Annotated in this window: 17 protein-coding genes; 4 read left to right on the top strand and 13 right to left on the bottom strand. The window is 75.4% G+C overall.

From position 1 onward, the window contains the following. Nucleotides 1-20: 20 nt before the first annotated feature. From ACTMS2_RS06640 to ACTMS2_RS06680, 9 genes are all read right to left on the bottom strand, one after another. Entirely contained in the window at nt 21-686 is a 666-nt protein-coding gene (locus ACTMS2_RS06640) for an ABC transporter ATP-binding protein (protein WP_089002254.1), read from the bottom strand. After that, entirely contained in the window at nt 683-1,792 is a 1,110-nt protein-coding gene (locus ACTMS2_RS06645) for an ABC transporter ATP-binding protein (protein WP_441174580.1), read from the bottom strand. Before ACTMS2_RS06645 ends, ACTMS2_RS06640 begins: the two co-directional genes overlap by 4 nt. Next, nucleotides 1,789-2,658 carry an ABC transporter permease gene (locus ACTMS2_RS06650; protein ID WP_441174582.1) on the bottom strand — a complete coding sequence of 290 codons (870 nt, stop codon included), beginning with the start codon at nt 2,656-2,658 and terminating at the stop codon, nt 1,789-1,791. The genes ACTMS2_RS06645 and ACTMS2_RS06650 overlap by 4 nt, the downstream gene beginning before the upstream one ends. Then, complete coding sequence (locus tag ACTMS2_RS06655) at nt 2,651-3,688, bottom strand: ABC transporter permease (protein WP_357716239.1); 1,038 nt, start codon at nt 3,686-3,688, stop codon at nt 2,651-2,653. Before ACTMS2_RS06655 ends, ACTMS2_RS06650 begins: the two co-directional genes overlap by 8 nt. Then, nucleotides 3,685-5,277 carry an ABC transporter substrate-binding protein gene (locus ACTMS2_RS06660; protein ID WP_441174583.1) on the bottom strand — a complete coding sequence of 531 codons (1,593 nt, stop codon included), beginning with the start codon at nt 5,275-5,277 and terminating at the stop codon, nt 3,685-3,687. The genes ACTMS2_RS06655 and ACTMS2_RS06660 overlap by 4 nt, the downstream gene beginning before the upstream one ends. Nucleotides 5,278-5,796: 519 nt before the next feature. Then, nucleotides 5,797-6,555 (bottom strand): SRPBCC family protein, encoded by a 759-nt coding sequence (locus tag ACTMS2_RS06665; protein ID WP_441174584.1) that lies wholly within the window; start codon nt 6,553-6,555, stop codon nt 5,797-5,799. Nucleotide 6,556: 1 nt separating this feature from the next. Continuing rightward, on the bottom strand, nt 6,557-7,165 hold the full coding sequence (locus ACTMS2_RS06670) for an ArsR/SmtB family transcription factor (protein ID WP_441174586.1): 609 nt from the start codon (nt 7,163-7,165) through the stop codon (nt 6,557-6,559). A gap of 62 nt (nt 7,166-7,227) precedes the next feature. Next, nucleotides 7,228-9,453: a copper-translocating P-type ATPase gene (locus ACTMS2_RS06675; RefSeq protein ID WP_441174587.1), complete on the bottom strand. Its 2,226-nt coding sequence runs from the start codon at nt 9,451-9,453 to the stop codon at nt 7,228-7,230. A gap of 291 nt (nt 9,454-9,744) precedes the next feature. Continuing rightward, nucleotides 9,745-10,152 (bottom strand): four-helix bundle copper-binding protein, encoded by a 408-nt coding sequence (locus ACTMS2_RS06680; protein WP_231925801.1) that lies wholly within the window; start codon nt 10,150-10,152, stop codon nt 9,745-9,747. Between the two features lie 128 nt (nt 10,153-10,280). Here ACTMS2_RS06680 and ACTMS2_RS06685 point away from each other — a divergent pair, with 128 nt between their 5' ends. The 3 genes from ACTMS2_RS06685 to ACTMS2_RS06695 all read left to right on the top strand — a co-directional run bounded on the left by ACTMS2_RS06685 (nt 10,281) and on the right by ACTMS2_RS06695 (nt 12,676). Continuing rightward, the gene (locus ACTMS2_RS06685; RefSeq protein ID WP_441174588.1) at nt 10,281-10,727 is read left to right on the top strand and encodes an ATP-binding protein; all 447 of its coding nucleotides are present in this window, start codon (nt 10,281-10,283) and stop codon (nt 10,725-10,727) included. Between the two features lie 159 nt (nt 10,728-10,886). After that, nucleotides 10,887-11,720 (top strand): MEDS domain-containing protein, encoded by an 834-nt coding sequence (locus tag ACTMS2_RS06690; protein WP_441174589.1) that lies wholly within the window; start codon nt 10,887-10,889, stop codon nt 11,718-11,720. Beyond that, nucleotides 11,717-12,676 (top strand): anti-sigma factor RsbA family regulatory protein, encoded by a 960-nt coding sequence (locus tag ACTMS2_RS06695; protein WP_441174590.1) that lies wholly within the window; start codon nt 11,717-11,719, stop codon nt 12,674-12,676. The genes ACTMS2_RS06690 and ACTMS2_RS06695 overlap by 4 nt, the downstream gene beginning before the upstream one ends. Here ACTMS2_RS06695 and ACTMS2_RS06700 read toward each other — a convergent pair. Both ACTMS2_RS06700 and ACTMS2_RS06705 read right to left on the bottom strand, forming a co-directional pair. Further along, on the bottom strand, nt 12,636-13,505 hold the full coding sequence (locus tag ACTMS2_RS06700) for a cytochrome c oxidase assembly protein (RefSeq protein WP_441174592.1): 870 nt from the start codon (nt 13,503-13,505) through the stop codon (nt 12,636-12,638). The two genes, ACTMS2_RS06695 and ACTMS2_RS06700, sit on opposite strands and share 41 nt — an antisense overlap. Beyond that, entirely contained in the window at nt 13,502-13,981 is a 480-nt protein-coding gene (locus tag ACTMS2_RS06705) for a DUF2243 domain-containing protein (RefSeq protein WP_441174593.1), read from the bottom strand. Before ACTMS2_RS06705 ends, ACTMS2_RS06700 begins: the two co-directional genes overlap by 4 nt. Nucleotides 13,982-14,190: 209 nt before the next feature. On the opposite strand from ACTMS2_RS06705, the gene ACTMS2_RS06710 reads away from it, so the two are divergent. After that, nucleotides 14,191-15,429: a DUF2786 domain-containing protein gene (locus tag ACTMS2_RS06710; protein WP_441174594.1), complete on the top strand. Its 1,239-nt coding sequence runs from the start codon at nt 14,191-14,193 to the stop codon at nt 15,427-15,429. A 205-nt stretch (nt 15,430-15,634) separates the two neighbouring features. Here ACTMS2_RS06710 and ACTMS2_RS06715 read toward each other — a convergent pair whose 3' ends face one another. Further along, nucleotides 15,635-16,135 (bottom strand): hypothetical protein, encoded by a 501-nt coding sequence (locus tag ACTMS2_RS06715; protein ID WP_441174595.1) that lies wholly within the window; start codon nt 16,133-16,135, stop codon nt 15,635-15,637. A gap of 185 nt (nt 16,136-16,320) precedes the next feature. After that, nucleotides 16,321-16,494, bottom strand: a complete 174-nt coding sequence (locus ACTMS2_RS06720; RefSeq protein ID WP_101413916.1) for a CsbD family protein — start codon at nt 16,492-16,494, stop codon at nt 16,321-16,323. Between the last annotated feature and the right edge of the window lie 122 nt (nt 16,495-16,616).

Here is a 16,616-nt window from a genome sequence, read left to right on the forward strand (position 1 = left end):
GGTCGGCGGGGCGGACGGGGCTACGCAGCGGCCGGCAGGTCGACCACGCGGGTCGCCCAGCGGGCCATCAGCGCCGGGTCGTGGGTGATGAGCAGGACCCCGGCGGCGTGCTGCCGCTGGTAGTCGGTGATGACGGCCGCGAGGTGCGCCTGGGTGGAGGCGTCGAGCATGGCGGTGGCCTCGTCGCAGAGCAGGTAGTCGGGCCGGTGCACGAGCGCGCGGGCGAGGCAGGCGCGTTGCAGCTGCCCGTCGCTGACCGCGTGCGGGCGGCGGGCGAGCAGGTCGGGCGTGAGGCCGACGAGGTCGGCCAGCTCCGCCGCCCGGGCCCGCGCCTGCTCGTCGGGGGTGCCGGTGGCCCGCAGCGGCTCGGCGATGATGTCGGCGAGGCCCAGCCGGGGGTCGGTGGCCGCGCGGGGGCTCTGGAACAGGATCGCGACGCGCGTACGGACGGCGGCGGGCAGCCGGTGCCGGGCCCCCGCCACCCGGTGGCCGTCGAGGGTGACGTGCCCGGCCTCGGGGGCGTGCAGCAGGGCGAGCACCCGGGCGAGGGTGGACTTGCCGCTGCCCGAGGGCCCGCGTAACCCGACCGTCTCACCGGGGGCGACGCGCAGGTCGACGCCGTCGAGGACGCGCCGGCCGCCGTAGGAGACGGCGACCCCGTGGGCCGCGAGCGCGGTGCTGGTCATGCCGGCGCTCCGAGGGTCAGCGGGTGGTGGCAGGCGACTCTGCCCGGTCCGCCCGCCGGGGGCGCGGGCGGGGTGCGGCAGACGTCGGTGGCGCGCCCGCAGCGCGGGGCGAAGGCGCAGCCGGGCGGCAGGTCGGTGAGCATCGGCGGGTGGCCGGGGACGGGCCGGAAGGCCCGTTCGGGCAGGGCGTCGAGCAGACCTGCGGTGTACGGGTGGGCGGTTGCCGCGAACAACTCGGCCGTCGGCCGCCGTTCCACGATGCGGCTGGCGTACATGACGGCGACCGTGTCCGCGACCCGGCGGGCGGCGGCCAGGTCGTGGGTGATGAGCAGGACGGCCCCGCCGGCGTCGCAGCGGCGGCGCAGCAGGTCGAGGGTGTGGTCGACCAGGGGCCGGTCGAGTCCCGTGGTGGGCTCGTCGGCGAGCAGCAGCGGCGGGTCGGGGGCGAGGGCGAGGGCGGTGGCCAGGCGCTGGGCCATGCCGCCGGAGAGTTCGTGGGGATAGCGGTCGAGGTCGGCGGGGTCGAGACCCACCTCGGCGGCGACCCGCTCGGCCGCTGCGGGTGCCTCGCGCCGGGTGTGCCCGTGGGCGCGCAGGGTCTCCTCCAGCAGCCGCCGGCCCGTCCGTACGGGCGTCAGCGCGGTGGCGGGGCTCTGCGGCACCAGCCCGACGGCGCGTCCGCGTACGACGCGGGCGAGCTGGCGCTCGGAGGCGCCGGTGAGGTCGACCCGCTCCCCGGTGGGCCGGTGCAGGCGGGCCTGGCCGGTCACGGTGGCGTTGCCGGGGAGCAGGCCGAGCAGGGCGTGCGCGAGCACCGACTTGCCGCAGCCCGACTCGCCGACCACCGCCAGCAGTTCGCCCGGGTGGACGGTCAGGTGCAGGTCGGTGACGGCCTGCACCACGGCGTCGCGGAGCTGGAAGCGGACGGTCAGCCCGTCGACCTCCAGCAGGCCGGGCCGACCGCCGGCGCCGACACCACCCGCGCCGCCGGAGTCGGCCGGGTCGCCGGTGCCGCCGGGGGTGACGGTGCCAGCCGGGTCGACGGTGCCGGGGGTGGTGGGCGCGGGTTCGCGGGTGGTGGGCGCGGGTTCGCGGGTGGTGGTCACAGGTTCAGCTCCGCTCGTACGCGCGGGTCGAGGCGGTCACGCCAGCGGCCGGTGAGGGCGGCCAGGGCCAGCGTGACGACGACGAGGAGCAGGCCGGGCACGATGCTGGCCCACCAGGCGCCGGTGAGCAGGGACCGCTGCCCGTCATTGATCATGTTGCCGATCGAGGCCAGGTGCGGGGGCAGGCCGAGACCGAGGAAGGACAGCGCGGTCTCGTGCCAGACGGCGTGCGGCACCATCAGCGTGGTGGCCAGCGCCAGCCGGGGCAGCACGTGCGGGAGCAGATGTCGGGTGATCACCCGGGTGCGGCTGGCGCCGCCGGAGATCGCGGCGTCGATGAACGGCCGGGTGCGCAGGCTGAGCAGCTCCGAGCGGACGATGCGGGCGGTGGAGAGCCAGTGCGTCAGCCCGATCGACAGGATCACCGCGCCCAGGCTCGGGCGCAGCATCGCGACGATGAAGATGCCCAGCAGCAGGTGCGGCAGCGCCGCGATGGTGTCGACCACCCGCATCAGCACCCGGTCGACCCAGCCGCCCAGGGTGCCGGCCACCGCGCCGACGAGGCCGCCGATCACGGTGGCGACGAGCGCGGCGACCGCGCCGACGAGCAGCGAGACCCGCAGGCCGTAGAGGCTGCGGTGGGCCACGTCGCGGCCCAGGTCGTCGGTGCCGGCCGGTTGCGTCCAGGAGGGCGCGAGCCGGGTCCGGGCCAGGTCCACCGCGCTCTCGTCGAGCGGCCAGAGGACGGGGGCGAGGAGGCAGGCCAGGCCCGCGCCGACGAGCACGGCCCAGGCGACGGCGGCACCGGCACGGCCCGTACGGAGCTTCGGCCGCCGGGTCCGGGCGGGCAGGGCGAGGTCAGTCATCGAGGCGTACCCGTGGATCGGCGGCGGCGTAGGCGAGGTCGGTGCCGAGGTTCGCGGCCAGCACCACGACGGTGGTGGCCAGGGTCGTGGCGGCCAGCAGCGGGAAGTCGCTGCCCAGCGCGCCCTGGACGGTGACCGCGCCGAGGCCGGGCAGGGAGAACACGGTCTCCACCAGGACGGCCCCGCCGATCAGCTCGGGCAGGTGGGTGCCGACGAGGGTGAGGAAGGGCAGCAGCGCGGTACGCAGGGCGTGGCCGAACAGGACCGTACGGCCCGGCAGCCCGCGCGCCCGGGCGGCGAGGACGTGGTCGTCGCGGAGGCTGTCGGCGACGGCGTCCCGGATGAACAGCACGAACCACGGCGTCTGGGCGACGGCCAGCACGCCCACCGGCAGGATCAGGTGCCGCGCCACGTCGGCGGGGTCGGTGCCGGTGGCGGTGATGTCGGTGAGCCCGCCCGCCGGCAGCCACCCGAGGGTGAGGGCGAACAGGGCGATCGCGGCCAGCCCGATCCAGAACACGGGCATCGACTGCACGGCGTACGCGGTGGCGCGCAGCGCCCGGTCGAACCAGCCGCCGCGCCGGTACGCGGCCAGCGTGCCCAGCAGCAGGCTCGCCACGAGGACGAGGGCGAGCGCGGCGCCGACGAGCAGCAGGGTCCAGCCGGCGCGGGCGGCGAGCACGGAGGTGACCGGTTCGTGGCGGCTGGTCGACCAGCCCAGGTCGCCCTGGAGCAGGTTGCCCACCCAGCGCAGGTACTGCACGGGCAGGGGGTCGTCGACGCCCCAGTTGGCGCGGATCTGCGCCAGGTTCTCCTCGCTGGTGGTGAACGCCGCCGCGCCCGCGTACTGCTGGGCGGGGTCGATCGGCGAGGCCGCGCCGAGGGCGAACATGCCGACGCTGGTGGCGGCGAGGATGGGTACGGCCACCAGCAGCCGCCGGCGGACCACCGCGCCGGCTCCCGCCAACCGCCGCGTCCGGCGTCGGGCGGTGGCCTTCGCCGGCGCGGCTGTCGGGGCGGAGGTCGTCACGACTTCCTCGTCCAGGTGTGGATGTTCCACCAGAGGCTGTTGGCGACGTCGTGCTCGTGCGGCTCCACCCGTGGGGTCACCCCGGCGAGCCCGTCCTTCACCACGTAGGTGTGCTGGAGGTAGGTCAGGAACACCCACGGCATGTCGGTGGCGAGCTGCTTCTGGAACGTGGCGTACGCGGCCTTGCGGGCGGCCGGGTCGGCGTTGGCGCGGCCGTCCTGCAACGCCCTGTCCACCACCGGCGAGCGGTAGGAGCCGGGGTTGAAGAAGCCCTGGCCGGCGAAGGCGGAACCGAACAGCTTGTAGGAGACGAAGTCCGGGTCGTACGGGGTGCCGTAGCCCATGACCAGCGCGTCGCTCTTCATCCGGGGGGTGATCGCGTCCCAGGTCAACCCCTCGGGGGTGATCTTGATGCCCACCTTCTTCGCGTCGGCGGTCACCGCGAGCGCGAGTTCCTTGCGGAGGCTGTCCGTGGCCGGGTACATCAGCGAGAACGCGGCCTGCCGGCCGTCGCGGACGCGGATGCCGTCCGGGCCCGGCTTCCAGCCGGCGGCGTCGAGGGCGGCGCTCGCGGCGGCCGGGTCGGCGGCGGGCTTGCCGACGATCGAGGGCTCGGCGAACTCCGACGTCGGCGGGACCGGCCCGAAGGCGGGCTCGCCCGCCCCGCCGAGCAGGCCGGTGACCATCGCCGCCCGGTCCACCGCGGCGTTCAGCGCCCGCCGCACGGCGAGGTCGGCGGTGACCGGGTTGCCCATCGGCAGCATCACGCCCCGGTAGTCGGCGGTGGGCACCCGCTGCACCCGGTAGCCGGCCTGCCCGTCGAAGCCGGTGGCCAGCTTCGGCGCCAGCTCCGCAACGTCGAACTCCCCCGCCCGCATCCGCTGCGCGCGTACGTTGTCGTCGGCGACGAACGCCACCACCACGCCGCTGTTGGCGGGCCTGCCGCCCCAGTAGCTCTCGTTGGCGGCGAGCACGAGGCGGTCGCCCGGCGTCCAGGACGTCACCCGGTACGGGCCGGTGCCCACCGGCTTGCGGTTGAACTCGGCCTTGTTGATGTCCTGCCCGGTCAGCGCCTTGGCCGGCACGATCCCGAGGGCCAGCCGCTGTGCGAACGGCGCGTAGGCGTACTTGAGGGTGAAGACCACGGTCGACGGGTCGGGCGCGGCGACCGAGGCGAGCATGTCCAGGTCGGAGCGGAGCGTGGAGTCGACCTTCGGGTCCAGCACCGCCTGGTAGGTGAAGACCACGTCCTGCGCGGTGAACGGGCTGCCGTCGTGGAACAGCACGCCCTCGCGCAGCTTCGCGGTGACCGTCCTGCCGTCCGCCGACACGGTCGGCAGCTCGCGGGCCAGGGCCGGCACCAGCTCGTTGCGGGCGTCGCGGGCGACCAGCCCGTCGAAGATCAGGGAGCCGCCGTCGACCCCGAAGTTCAGCACCGGGTTCAGCGCGTCCGGCTCACCCGCCGTCGCCACGACGAGGGTGCCGCCTCCCGCGCCCGTCGACGTGGTCGTCGGCGACGAGCAGGCGGTCAGGGCGAGGACGCCGGCGACGGCCACCGCCGTCACGCGCCTGGACACACGCGTACGCATGACATGCTCCCGGGTCTGTTCGTCGCACGACCGCCCGGTGTGGTGCCGGGCCGGCGTCCTGGTCTGACCGACCGTGCCCGCAGCGGTCCACGGTCACGAGCAGACGGACGCCCCGGCGATGGTCAGGATCATCGCGTGCCGGGGGCAGCCGGCCACTATCGCCAGCATCCCGCAATTGCCAAAGTCATGCAACAAGCGACGACCGGGCATGTCGCCCAGGCCACACCCGTGCGCGTCGAAGGGGGCGGCCGGCGTCCTAGAAACCGCGGTCCCGGCCCCGCTCTTCGATCGCCTGCCGGACGGCTCCGCGCCGGGCACCAGGCGCCGCGGGCGACCGGAAGCAGGGTACGCCGACGCCGCGCGGCCGACCGTACCGGCCGCGCGGCGACGCGGTCCGGCCCGGCCCCGACGCCGCGGGACGCCCCGGGCGGGCCCCACGCCGGAAGCGGCCCCGCACGTCTTCGGCATGCGGGGCCGCTTCCGGTGGCGCGACGGGTCGCCGGACCGCCCGTCGGCGGGTCAGCCGAGGGGCAGGGCGTTCAGCCAGTCCTGCCAGGCCCGCTCGGCCTGAACCGGGTCCTGCCCGACGGCGAAGACGTGGTGGCCGAGGACCAGGGCGTCGCCCCGCTCGGCACCGGAGTGGAGGAAGCGGTAGAGCGCGTCGGGGGTGCGGACACCGACGTAGGTGGGGAGGCCGGCCAGGTCGACGACGCCCTCGATCGGCGGCAGGCCCGCGACGGTGAACCGGACGCGGTCGCCCTCGGCCGGCGGACCGGCGACGCCGAAGGCGTCGGCCACGGCCGCCCACGCCCGGTCCGCGCCGCCGACGCCCGGACGGAACGCCGAGACCGGGGTCGCGGTCCGGCCGGAGAAGTGGGCGAGGTACGCGGCCAGCGTCCCGAGGTACATGTCCCAGCCGACCGCCATCGCCTCGTACTCGGTCTCCCAGTTGTCCCCGAGGACGCCGCTCTGCACGAGCCGCAGGGTCGTACTGCCCCGCTCGCGGCCCTCGATGAGGTATTCCGAGGCCATGAACGTGCCGTCCGGGGCCGGCTCGGTGCGGTCGGCGAGCCGCTTGCCGGGCTCCCACGCGGTGATCGTCGCCTCCTCGGTGTGCCCGGCCAGCGTCAGGCGGGTACGGCCACCCTCGCCCGGCTCGACCTCGCTGCGGCCCATGAACCAGGAGTCGATGCCCGGCCCGGTGGCGATGGCCTCCCACACCTGCTCGGGCGTGGCGGCCAACTCGACGTCCTTGCGCAGCTCGAAGTGGTGTCCCATGTCAGTGCTCCTCGTTCGCGGTCGTGTCTTCGGAGTCGGCGCTGGGGTGCAGGGCGACCACCACCCGGTGCTCGCGGCCGCCGGGGGCGTTCTCGTCGTGGTACCTGCTGACCAGGGCGGTGACGGTGGCCGCCAGTTCCTCGGCGAACGCTGCCCGGTCGCGCGCGGAGGCGAACCGGACGGTGCCGTCGACGGCGAACGTGGCCACCCGCTGCTTCGCCCGCTCGGCGCCGGTGATGAGCGCGCCGACGTCCTGCACCAGGCGGGCGGCCAGCGCGAGCAGCCACCGCGCCGACAGCCGGTCCGGCGACTGCGCCGGGTCGGGCCGCACGGCCGCGAGGGCCGCGGGGGAGATCACGTACGACGCCGCCGTCGCCCGCATGACCCGCTCGGTCACGTTGCCCTTCCGGCGCTCCTCCACCAGCTCGACCAGGCCGTGCTGCTCCAGCGCCCGGAGGTGGTAGTTGACCTTCTGCCGGGGCAGGCCGACGCGGGCGGCGAGCATCGTCGCCGAGGCCGGCTCGGCGAGCGCGGCCAGCAGTCGGGCCCGCATCGGGTCCAGCGACGCCTCGGCCGCCGCCGGGTCCTCGATCACTGCGATGTCGAACATGACCACAGCGTCGCACCGACAGGTTTTCTTGTCAAGACAATCCAGTTGTTCGGCGCGCTCCCTCACTCGTCCACGGGACGCAGGCGTACGCCGCGCAGGAGCTGGGCGTTGAGCGCCACCACGATCGTCGAGGCGGACATCAGGATCGCCCCGACCGCCGGGCTGAGCGTCACCCCGGCCCACGCCAGCACGCCAGCCGCCAGCGGGAGGGCGACGACGTTGTAGCCGGCCGCCCAGGCCAGGTTCTGGATCATCTTCCGGTACGAGGCCCGGGACAGCCGGATCACGCCGGTGACGCCGCGCGGGTCGGAGGAGGCGAGCACCACCCCGGCGGACTCGATCGCCACGTCGGTGCCGGCGCCGATGGCGATGCCCACGTCGGCCCTGGCCAGGGCGGGGGCGTCGTTCACCCCGTCGCCGACCATCGCCACCCGCAGCCCCCGCCGTTGCAGGTCGGCGACGGCGTCGTCCTTGTCGGCGGGCAGCACCTCGGCGAAGACCTCGTCCACGCCGGGTCGGAAGCCGAGGTCGGCGGCCACCGCCTCGGCGACCGGCCGGGCGTCCCCCGTGATCATCACGATCTTGCCGACGCCCTGCTGCCGCAGCTCGGCGATCGCCGCCCGGGCCTCGGGGCGGACCTGGTCCTCCAGCGCGAGGGCGCCGAGCACGCTGGCCGCGTCGCCGTCGAGGCGCAGCAGGTGCAGCACCGCCGCGCCCCGCCGCGACCAGTCGGCCTGCCGCCCGGCCAGGTCGTCGGGCACCTGCGCGCGCAGCTCGCGGAGCAGGGCGGGCCCGCCCACCGCGTACGCCACGCCATCGACCTCGGCGCGGACGCCGCGCCCGGTGAGCGAGCGGAACCCCGTCGCCCGCCGCGCCCCGCCGCGCTCGGCCCCGGCGGCCACGATGGCCCGGGCCAGCGGATGCTCGCTGTCCGCCTCCACGGCCGCGGCCAGGGCGAGCACCTCGTCCTCGTCGCCGCCCCCCGTGGCCGCCACTCCCGACACCACGTGCTCGCCCCGGGTCAGGGTGCCCGTCTTGTCGAACAGCACCGCGTCGACCGTGCGCATCCGCTCCAACGCCAGCCGGTCCTTGACCAGGATCCCGCCCTTGGCCGCCACGGCGGTCGACAGCGCGATCACCAGCGGGATGGCCAGGCCGAGCGCGTGCGGGCAGGCGATCACGAGCACGGTGACGGTACGCACCACGGCGTCGCCGGGGTCGCCGAGCACGGCCCAGGTCACCAGGGTCGCCAGGGCCACCACGGTCGCCACGTAGAACAGCCAGGCGGCGAAGCGGTCGGCGAGCACCTGCGCGCGACCGCTGGACTGCTGGGCCTGGGAGACCAGGCGCTGGATGCCGGCCAGCGCGGTGTCCTCGCCGACCGCCTCGACGCGGACCCGGATCGCCGCGTCGGTGGCCACCGTGCCGGCGACGACCCGGTCCCCGACGTCCCGCGAGACCGGCCGCGACTCGCCGGTGACCATGGACTCGTCCAGCTCGGCGCCGCCCTCGGTGATCCGCCCGTCGGCCGGCACCCGCGCGCCGGGGCGGACCAGCACCAGGTCGTCGACCCGCAGGTCCGCGACGGACACCCGATCGACGCCGCCGTCCGCCGTCACCCGCTCCGCGTCGTCCGGCAGCAGCGCCGCCAGGGCGGACAGCGCGCCCTGCGCCTGCCCGATCGCCTTCATCTCCTGCCAGTGCCCCAGGAGCATGATCGTGACCAGGGCCGCGAGCTCCCACCAGAAGTCCAGGTCGAAGACGCCCAGCGCGGTCGCCGCCGAAGCCACGTACGCCACCGTGATGGCCATCGCGATGAGCAGCATCATGCCGGGCGCCCGGTCGCGCACCTCCCGTACCGCGCCGAGGAGGAACGGCCAGCCGCCGTAGAGGAAGACGACCGTGCCGAGAACCGGGCCGACCCAGGCCACGCCCGGGAACTCCAGCCGGTAGCCGAACCAGTCCATCACCATCTCGCTGGTCAGCACGATCGGCACGGTGAGCGCCAGGCTCAACCAGAACTTGCGGCGGAACATCTCCGGGTCGTGCCCGGCGTGCTTGTCGTGCCCGCCGGAACCGTGCTCGCCGTGCCCGACGGAGCCCTGGCCACGCCCGACCTGCTCGTCGCGCCCGACGGAGCCCTGGGCGCGCCCGGCGGACCCGTCCGCGTCGGCGGCGCGCTCCCCATGGCCGGGGGGCCCGTCCGTGTGCCTCGCGACGGGTGGCCCGCCCGGTGCCGGATCAAGCGGCCGAGGGTCATGGTGCGCGTGGCGCGGGTCGTGGGACATGGTCGCCTCCTCCCGACCACCATATACCCCCCTCGGGTATCCGATCGCCAATCCCGGAGACCCAAGAAAAGCCGGGCCACGTCCTCCGAGGACGCCCCACCTCGGCCCACCGACTCCATCGCAGCACTGTGATCATGAAGCTGTCGCCCTGGGTAAGCGTTTTCCAGTGCAACGACTTCATGATCGTGCGCGTACCCCCGCCGGTGGGGCGGCGGCGCGGCGGTGCCGGCGTCCCAGGCGGGACGCCGGCACCGATGCGCGGCCGGCCCACGTCGGCCGACCCGGGGCGGGTCAGCTCATGGTGGCCAGCAGCTCGCGGCAGGCCCGCTCGCACGCCCGGCAGGCGTCGGCGCAGACCCGGCAGTGCTCGTGCATGCCCGCGTGGCCGGCACACTCGTCGCCGCAGGACTTGCAGGCCGTGGCGCAGGCCTCCAGCAGGCTGCGGCTGATGTTGGCGTCGTAACCGGTGTGCCGGGACAGCACCCGGGCGGTCGTCGTGCAGATGTCCGCACAGTCCAGGTTCGTCCGTACGCACTTCGTCAGCTCGGCGACCATGTCCTCGCTGAGACAGGCGTCGGCGCAGGCCGTGCAGGCCTGGGCGCAGGTGTTCAGCGCGTCGATGACGGCGGCCAGCTTCGCCCGGTCCAGGTTGATCGACTTCGGGTACGTCTCGAGCATCGGCATCGTGGTGCTGGGCACGGCGTTCTCCTCTCGGTCGTTGCCTGTGCACTACCCGCGACCGTCGCGCGGCATGCCGACGCGCCCCGTCGCGCGGCATGCCGACGCGCCCTGGCGTGAGCCGGCCGGAGATCGGGTAGAACCAGACCATGGGCCAGCTGAGCAGTTCCCCACCCCCACCGCAGGCCGTTGAGCTGCGCCGGTGGACCCTGTCGGAGGCGGCGGACCTGCGTGCCCTCCGGGCGTCCCTGCACGAGGAACTGACCGGCGACGTGCTCGGTGAGGGCGAAGCCCTGGCGGAGGTCCCCGAACTGGTGGCGTTGATCGCGACGGAGCTCGCCACGAACGCCCTGCGCCACGGGATCCCGCCGACCATCGTCCGGCTGCTCGCCACCGACGACTACCTCATCCTCGACGTCGCCGACCACGACCTGGGTTCCCTGCCGCAGCTCGCCGAGGCGCGACCCACCGGCGACGGCGGGCGCGGCCTGGAGCTGGCCCGCGCCCTCTCCCTGGACGTCGGCTGGTACGCCACCAGCACCACCAAGAACATCTGGGCGTCCTTCCCCCGCTCCGAACACCTGGCCCCCACCTGACCCCCACCCACCCCCGGGCGAGCACGCAGTCGTGGTGCCCGTTCGGGGCCCTTCCGGGTGTTCTGCACCCCACCACGACTGCGTGATCGGCGGTCAGGGCGTTCGCGGGGACGGGGTGGGTCACCGGGCGGCCTACACTGGGTGCGTGAGGGAACGGGCATGAGCAGTAGGGCGCCGCGCGGGGCGCCGGGCGGCCATCTCTGCTGGTCGTACGACGATCCGGAGGCCCTCGCCGACCAGACGGAGCGGCATTTCGCCGCGAGCCTCGCCGCCGGCGAGCGCTTCTGGTATGTGACACCGCGCCCCTCGGACCTGGCGGCCGAGCGGCTGCGCGCCCTGCCGGGCTTCACCGACGCCGAGCGCCGGGGCGCCGCCGCGGTGGTCCCCCTGATGTCGACCTACTCGCCCGACCACGTCGTCGACCCGGTGGCGCAGGTCGCGGCCTACGCGACCGCGACGGACGAGGCGCTGGCCGCCGGGCACACCGGGCTGCGGGTCGTCGCGGAGGCCACCGAGCTGGTCCGCACCCCGGCCCAGCTCGACGTCTTCACCCGCTACGAGCACCTCATCGACCGCTACATGCGCACCGGGCCGTTCAAGGCCGTGTGCGCCTACCACCGGCCGAAGCTGGGCGACCGGACGGTCACCGAGCTGGCCTGCATGCATCCGCAGAGCAACGTCGACGACCTGTTGTTCCGGTTGTACGCGGTGGCGCCCGAGGACGGGCAGGCAGCGCTGGCCGGCGAGCTGGACATGTCGAACCACGAGCTGTTCCGCACCGCCCTGGACCGCGCCGACCTGCGCCCCGTCGGCGGTGAGCTGGTGCTGTCGGCGACCAACCTGCGCTTCCTGGACCACCGCGCCCTGAGCCTCCTGGCCGAGTACGCGCACCGCCGCGGCGCGACCGCCGTGCTGCGTACGCCCCGCCCGGCCACCGCCCGCCTGGTCGGCCTGCTGCAACTGCCCGCGATCCGGGTGGAGGTCACGCCGTGAGGACAGGCGCGGCCGCCCAGCACCACGGCTACTACCACGAGGCCGTCCGCTACGGCTCCGACGACGAGTTGCTCGCGGTGGTGGTGCCGTTCCTGCTCGGCGGCGCCGACGCGGGCGAGCCGACCTTCGTCGCGCTGGGCGAGCGCACCGGCGGGCTGGTCCGCTCGGCGCTGCCGGCCGGGTGCAAGGTCGAGTTCCTGCCCGGTGGCGACCTCTACTCCCGGCCCGCCGCCGCCATCCGCTCCTACCGCGAGCTCCTCGCCGAGCAGGTGGCCGCCGGCGCCGGGCAGATCCGGATAATCGGCGAGATGCCGCCCGACTCGTTCGGCGCGACCTGGGACTGGTGGGCCCGCTACGAGTCGGCGATCAACCACGCGTACGACGACTTCCCACTGTGGAGCATGTGCGCGTACGACACCCGGACCACGCCGCCGGCGGTGCTGGCCGACGTGGCCCGGACGCACCCCCGCTTCGCCACCGCCGACGGGCGGCACGTGCCGAGCCCGACCTGGATGCCGCCGCAGGACTACCTACGGCAGGACCTCCCGGTCGTGCCCGACCCCCTCCAGGCGCGGCCGCCGGCCGTCGAGCTGACCGACCCGACGGCGGCCGAGGCGCGGGCCGCCGTGCACAAGGTCGACCAGGGTCAGGTGCCGGTCGACGACGTGGAGGATCTGGTCGTCGCAATCAGCGAGATCGTCACCAACGCGCTGCGCCACGGCAGGCCGCCGGTCCGGCTGCGCGTCTGGGCCGGCGACGACCGCATCGTGGCGACGGTCAGCGATGCCGGCGACGGGCCGGGCGACCCGTTCTGCGGGCTGCTCCCCGCGTCCAACGGCGCACCGGGCGGGCTCGGGCTCTGGATCACCTACCAGTCCTGCAACCACGTGACCTGGCAGCGCGACGACGACGGGTTCACGCTGCGGTTGACGGCCGGGAACGCGTACACCGGCTGAGCGCGGCGGGCTCGCGACCCGGTGCCGGACCGGACGGTGGGGTTGCGGCGGAGCGCGACGGCCGGCGCGGCCGGCGCCGGTGGTACCAGGCGGCGAACAGGGCGGTGGCGAGCAGCAGTTCGGCGACGTCGCCGCCGTAGTACATCAACCGGGCCGCTTCGCGCAGCGCCCCGACGTCCCGGTCGGGCAGCCCGGGCGGCAGGGTCGCGGCGTGCGCGTAGAGGTACTTGGCCAGCACGGCGTGCCCTGCCCCCGCGGCGAGCAGCGCGCCGGCCCGCACCGCCGGGCGCGGCCGGCGCGGCGCCGGGTCCGGGCCGGCCACCGACCAGGCGAGGAGGTAGCCGGCGGCGACGTAGTGCACGTGCAGGGCGTGGTGCAGCACGGGGTTCCGCTCGGCCGCCGCGTAGAGCGGCGTGAGCAGCACCAGCGCGAGCCCACCGGTGCTGAGCAGCGCCGCCGTCACCGGATGGGCGAGCACGTGCACCGGCCTGGCGCGCAGGAGCCGGCCCACCCGGCGGCCGACCGGCGGCGGCACGACCCGCAGCAGCAGGGTCACCGGCGCGCCGAGGGCCAGCGCGAGCGGCGCGACCATGCCGAGCAGCAGGTGCTGCGCCATGTGCACGCGTGGGTCGCCGGGGCCGGCCGCCAGCGGGCCGAGGGCGACCGCGAGCACCGCGCAGCCGGCCAGCCAGGCGACCGTACGCCGGCGACGCCAGCCGCGCCGGTCGCGGGACACGGCGAGCAGGTAGCCGGCGGCGAGCACCGCGACGGCCGCGAGCGGCAGCGGGTCCGGCCCGGCGGCGGCACCGGTGTGCGCGAGCGCCGTCACGGCACGTCGCGGCCGTGGCGGGAGCGCACCCGCCAGGTCACCCACGCGCCGAGCAGCAACAGCACCACCGCCGCCACGTTCCACACCACGTCGTACGGGAGCAGGTGCACCCCGTAACGGATCTGGTGCAGCCGCAGCACCTTGTGGTCGACGATGCCGTCGAAGAGCTGGAACGCCCCCGCGCCGAGCAGGAACCCGCCCCAGGCGGCCCGGGGCAGCAGGGCGCCCCGGCGGCGCAGGTCGGCGTACCAGAAGAAGCCGCCGACCAGGGCGATCAGCTCGGCCGAGTGCAGCAGCCCGTCGGAGAGCAGCCCGACGGAGAGGGTGGACCGGTCGTAGAAGTGGTGCCAGCCGAGGATCTGGTGGAAGACGATCTCGTCGACGGCCGCCATCACGGCCGCGCCGATGACCGCGGCGGCGAGGACCGATCGGCGGAGATCGGGCGCGGCGGCGCCGCTTACCGGCACTCCCGCCATCTCATCACCTCGCATCGCTCGGGTCGGTGTCGAACTACCCGGGGGCGGCCGAAGCATGCGGAAGTCCCCGCGACGGGACGGTCGTGCCGTACGGTTCCGGTGGCTCCGGTCACGACCGGCGGACGGCGGGCGGGCCCGCGGGTACCTTCGGCGGGCGGGCGACGATCGTCTCCCGGGGCGGGAACAGCAGACTCCGGGAGGACACGGCCGTGCCGGACGCCGAGGAACTGGTCAGCGACGCGCTCGCGGCGGTACGCGGCACCGACGTACGCCTCGCGGAGCGGCAGCTGGACCGGCTGATGATCGGCACGGGCGCCGCGGACGGCGCGGGCGCGGTGGACGCCGCCCTGCTGCGCCGCCTCGCCCTCGGCGTGGGGCGACTGGCGCGGCACGGCTGGCAACCGGTGGATCTCGGCCGGCTCGCCGCCCGCCGCCTCGACCCCCGGGCAGCGGGACTGGTCACCGACGCGCTCGCCGCGCACCGCCGCGACCTGGCCGGGCCGGTGCCGTCGTGGTGGGACGACCAGCTGCGCGACCTCGGCGCCGGGGTGTGGTGGGACGCCGACGAGGGCCACCTGACCGCCTGGGCGACCCGTGTCGGGTGCGACCGGTTCACCGCGCTGCGGGCGGCGGTCGACGCGCTGGCCATGGTCGAGGGGCTCCCGCCGGTCGCCGTGCTGCGCCCGCCGCCCGGGGCGCCGTCGACGGGCGTCACGAACGGCGGATCGGGCGGCGGATCCCGGATGCTCGACCGGGTACGGGCGCTGCTGGCGAAGGCGGAGTCGACCACCTACCCGGCCGAGGCGGAGGCGCTGACCGGCAAGGCCCAGGAGTTGATCGCCCGGCACAGCATCGACCAGGCGCTGCTGGCCGGCGTCGCCGAGCCCGCCGACCGTCCCGGCGGGGTGCGCCTCGGCACCGAGCCCCCGTACGCGGGCGCGAAGGCGCTGCTGGCGCAGGAGGTGGCGGCGGCGAACCGCTGCGAGGCGGTCTGGTCCGACGACCTCGGGTTCACCACTGTGCTGGGCTGGCCCGCCGACCTGGAGGCGGTCGAGCTGCTCTACACCTCGCTGCTGGTGCAGGCCACCACCGCGATGCTGCGCGGCCGGGGTGAACGGCGGGCGCGGGGTGCCGGCCGGCGCACCCGGGACTACGACGAGTCCTTCCTCAACGCGTTCGCGCTGCGGATCGGCGAGCGGCTGCGGGCCGCCACCGACGCGGCCGACCGGGAGGCGACGGCGCAGGCCGGGCCGGAGCGGCTGCTGCCGGTGCTCGCCACCCGCGCGGAGGCGGTACGCGAACGCCTCGACACGCTCTTCCCCGGCGTCGTACGGGGGCGGCTCACCGTCCGTGACGCCGAGGGCTGGTCGTCGGGCACCTCCGCCGCCGACCGGGCCTCGCTCGGTTCCGGCCCCGCCCCGAAACGGCAGGTACGCGGGCGGCGCTGAGATTCCTCACCGCCGGATGTCGAAACCGGCGGGTCCGTTCCGACCCCTGTCTGGAGGCGCGCCGCCGTGGGCGGGCCCCGGCGTGGGGCCGACGGGTCCCGGCGTCAGCGGGGAGTCACATCGACGGACGCCGGCCGGCGTGCGGCACGGGGTGCAGGCTGGTCGGCGTCCGCCGTCGGGGTCGGCGACGCCGGTGCGCACCGGCTCAGGCGCGGCACTCGCGGGTCAGCTTCGGCGGGATGCCGGTGAAGGTGGCGTCCATCCAGGCGGCCGGCCGGGACGCCCGGGAACCGGCGTCGATGCGCTCGGCGGTGTCCTCGATCAGGGCGCGGATCTGCGGATCGGCGGCCCGGCGGGCCTGCGCGCGTACGTCGTCGGCCAGCTCCGCCAGGTTGCGCCGGAGCTGGTCGGCGACCTGCGCCCCGGTCAGGTCACGGCTGACGGAGGCCGCCGAGTCGGTGGCGATCCTCCGGCTGCCGGCGACGATGACCCGGTCGACCTCGCGGCAGACCTCGGCGGTGTTGGCTGCGGTCATGGCGACCGGGGACGGGCTGGGAGCGGTGGCGCTCGCCGTGGCCGTCGGGCTCGGCGGGGTGGCGCCGCTCCGGGCGGCCTCCTCCCGGGCGCTGTCCTGGCATCCCATGGCCAGCACCCCGAGCGCCACCGTGGCGGCGGCCCGGCGCGCGTAGACGACGGATCGGGACACGGGACCTCCCGTTCGGGCTCTCGGGCCGTCCTGCGGGTGACGGCACGGGTTCGGCAGACGTCGGGCGGCGGGGCGTCAATCTGGCAACGAGGGGCACGGCCCGCGGGACACGACCGCCGGACGCGCCAGTACGCCCTCCGCCGGGTCGGCCCGAAGGCCGATCCGGCGGAGGGCGCGTACGCGTGTCAGCTCTTGAAGGCGTCCTTGATCTTCTCGCCAGCCTGCTTGAGCTTGGCGCCGGCCTGCTCGTTGCGCCCCTCGGCCTCGAGCCGCTCGTTGTCGGTGGCCCGGCCGGCGCCTTCCTTCAGCTTGCCGGCCGCATCCTCGGTCGTGTTGTTGATCTTATCGTCGAAACCCATGTCAACCTCCCGATATGGCGGTGCCGGTACGCCCCTGATGTACCCCGTCCCACCGCCCTCCAACCGTCCCGGTCACCCACCGTCGTCCCGGGGCACGTGCCGGCACGCCGGCGGCTCCCGTC

This window comes from Micromonospora sp. SD12 (genome assembly GCF_052068495.1).
Classification (GTDB): Bacteria; Actinomycetota; Actinomycetes; order Mycobacteriales; family Micromonosporaceae; genus Micromonospora; species Micromonospora echinofusca.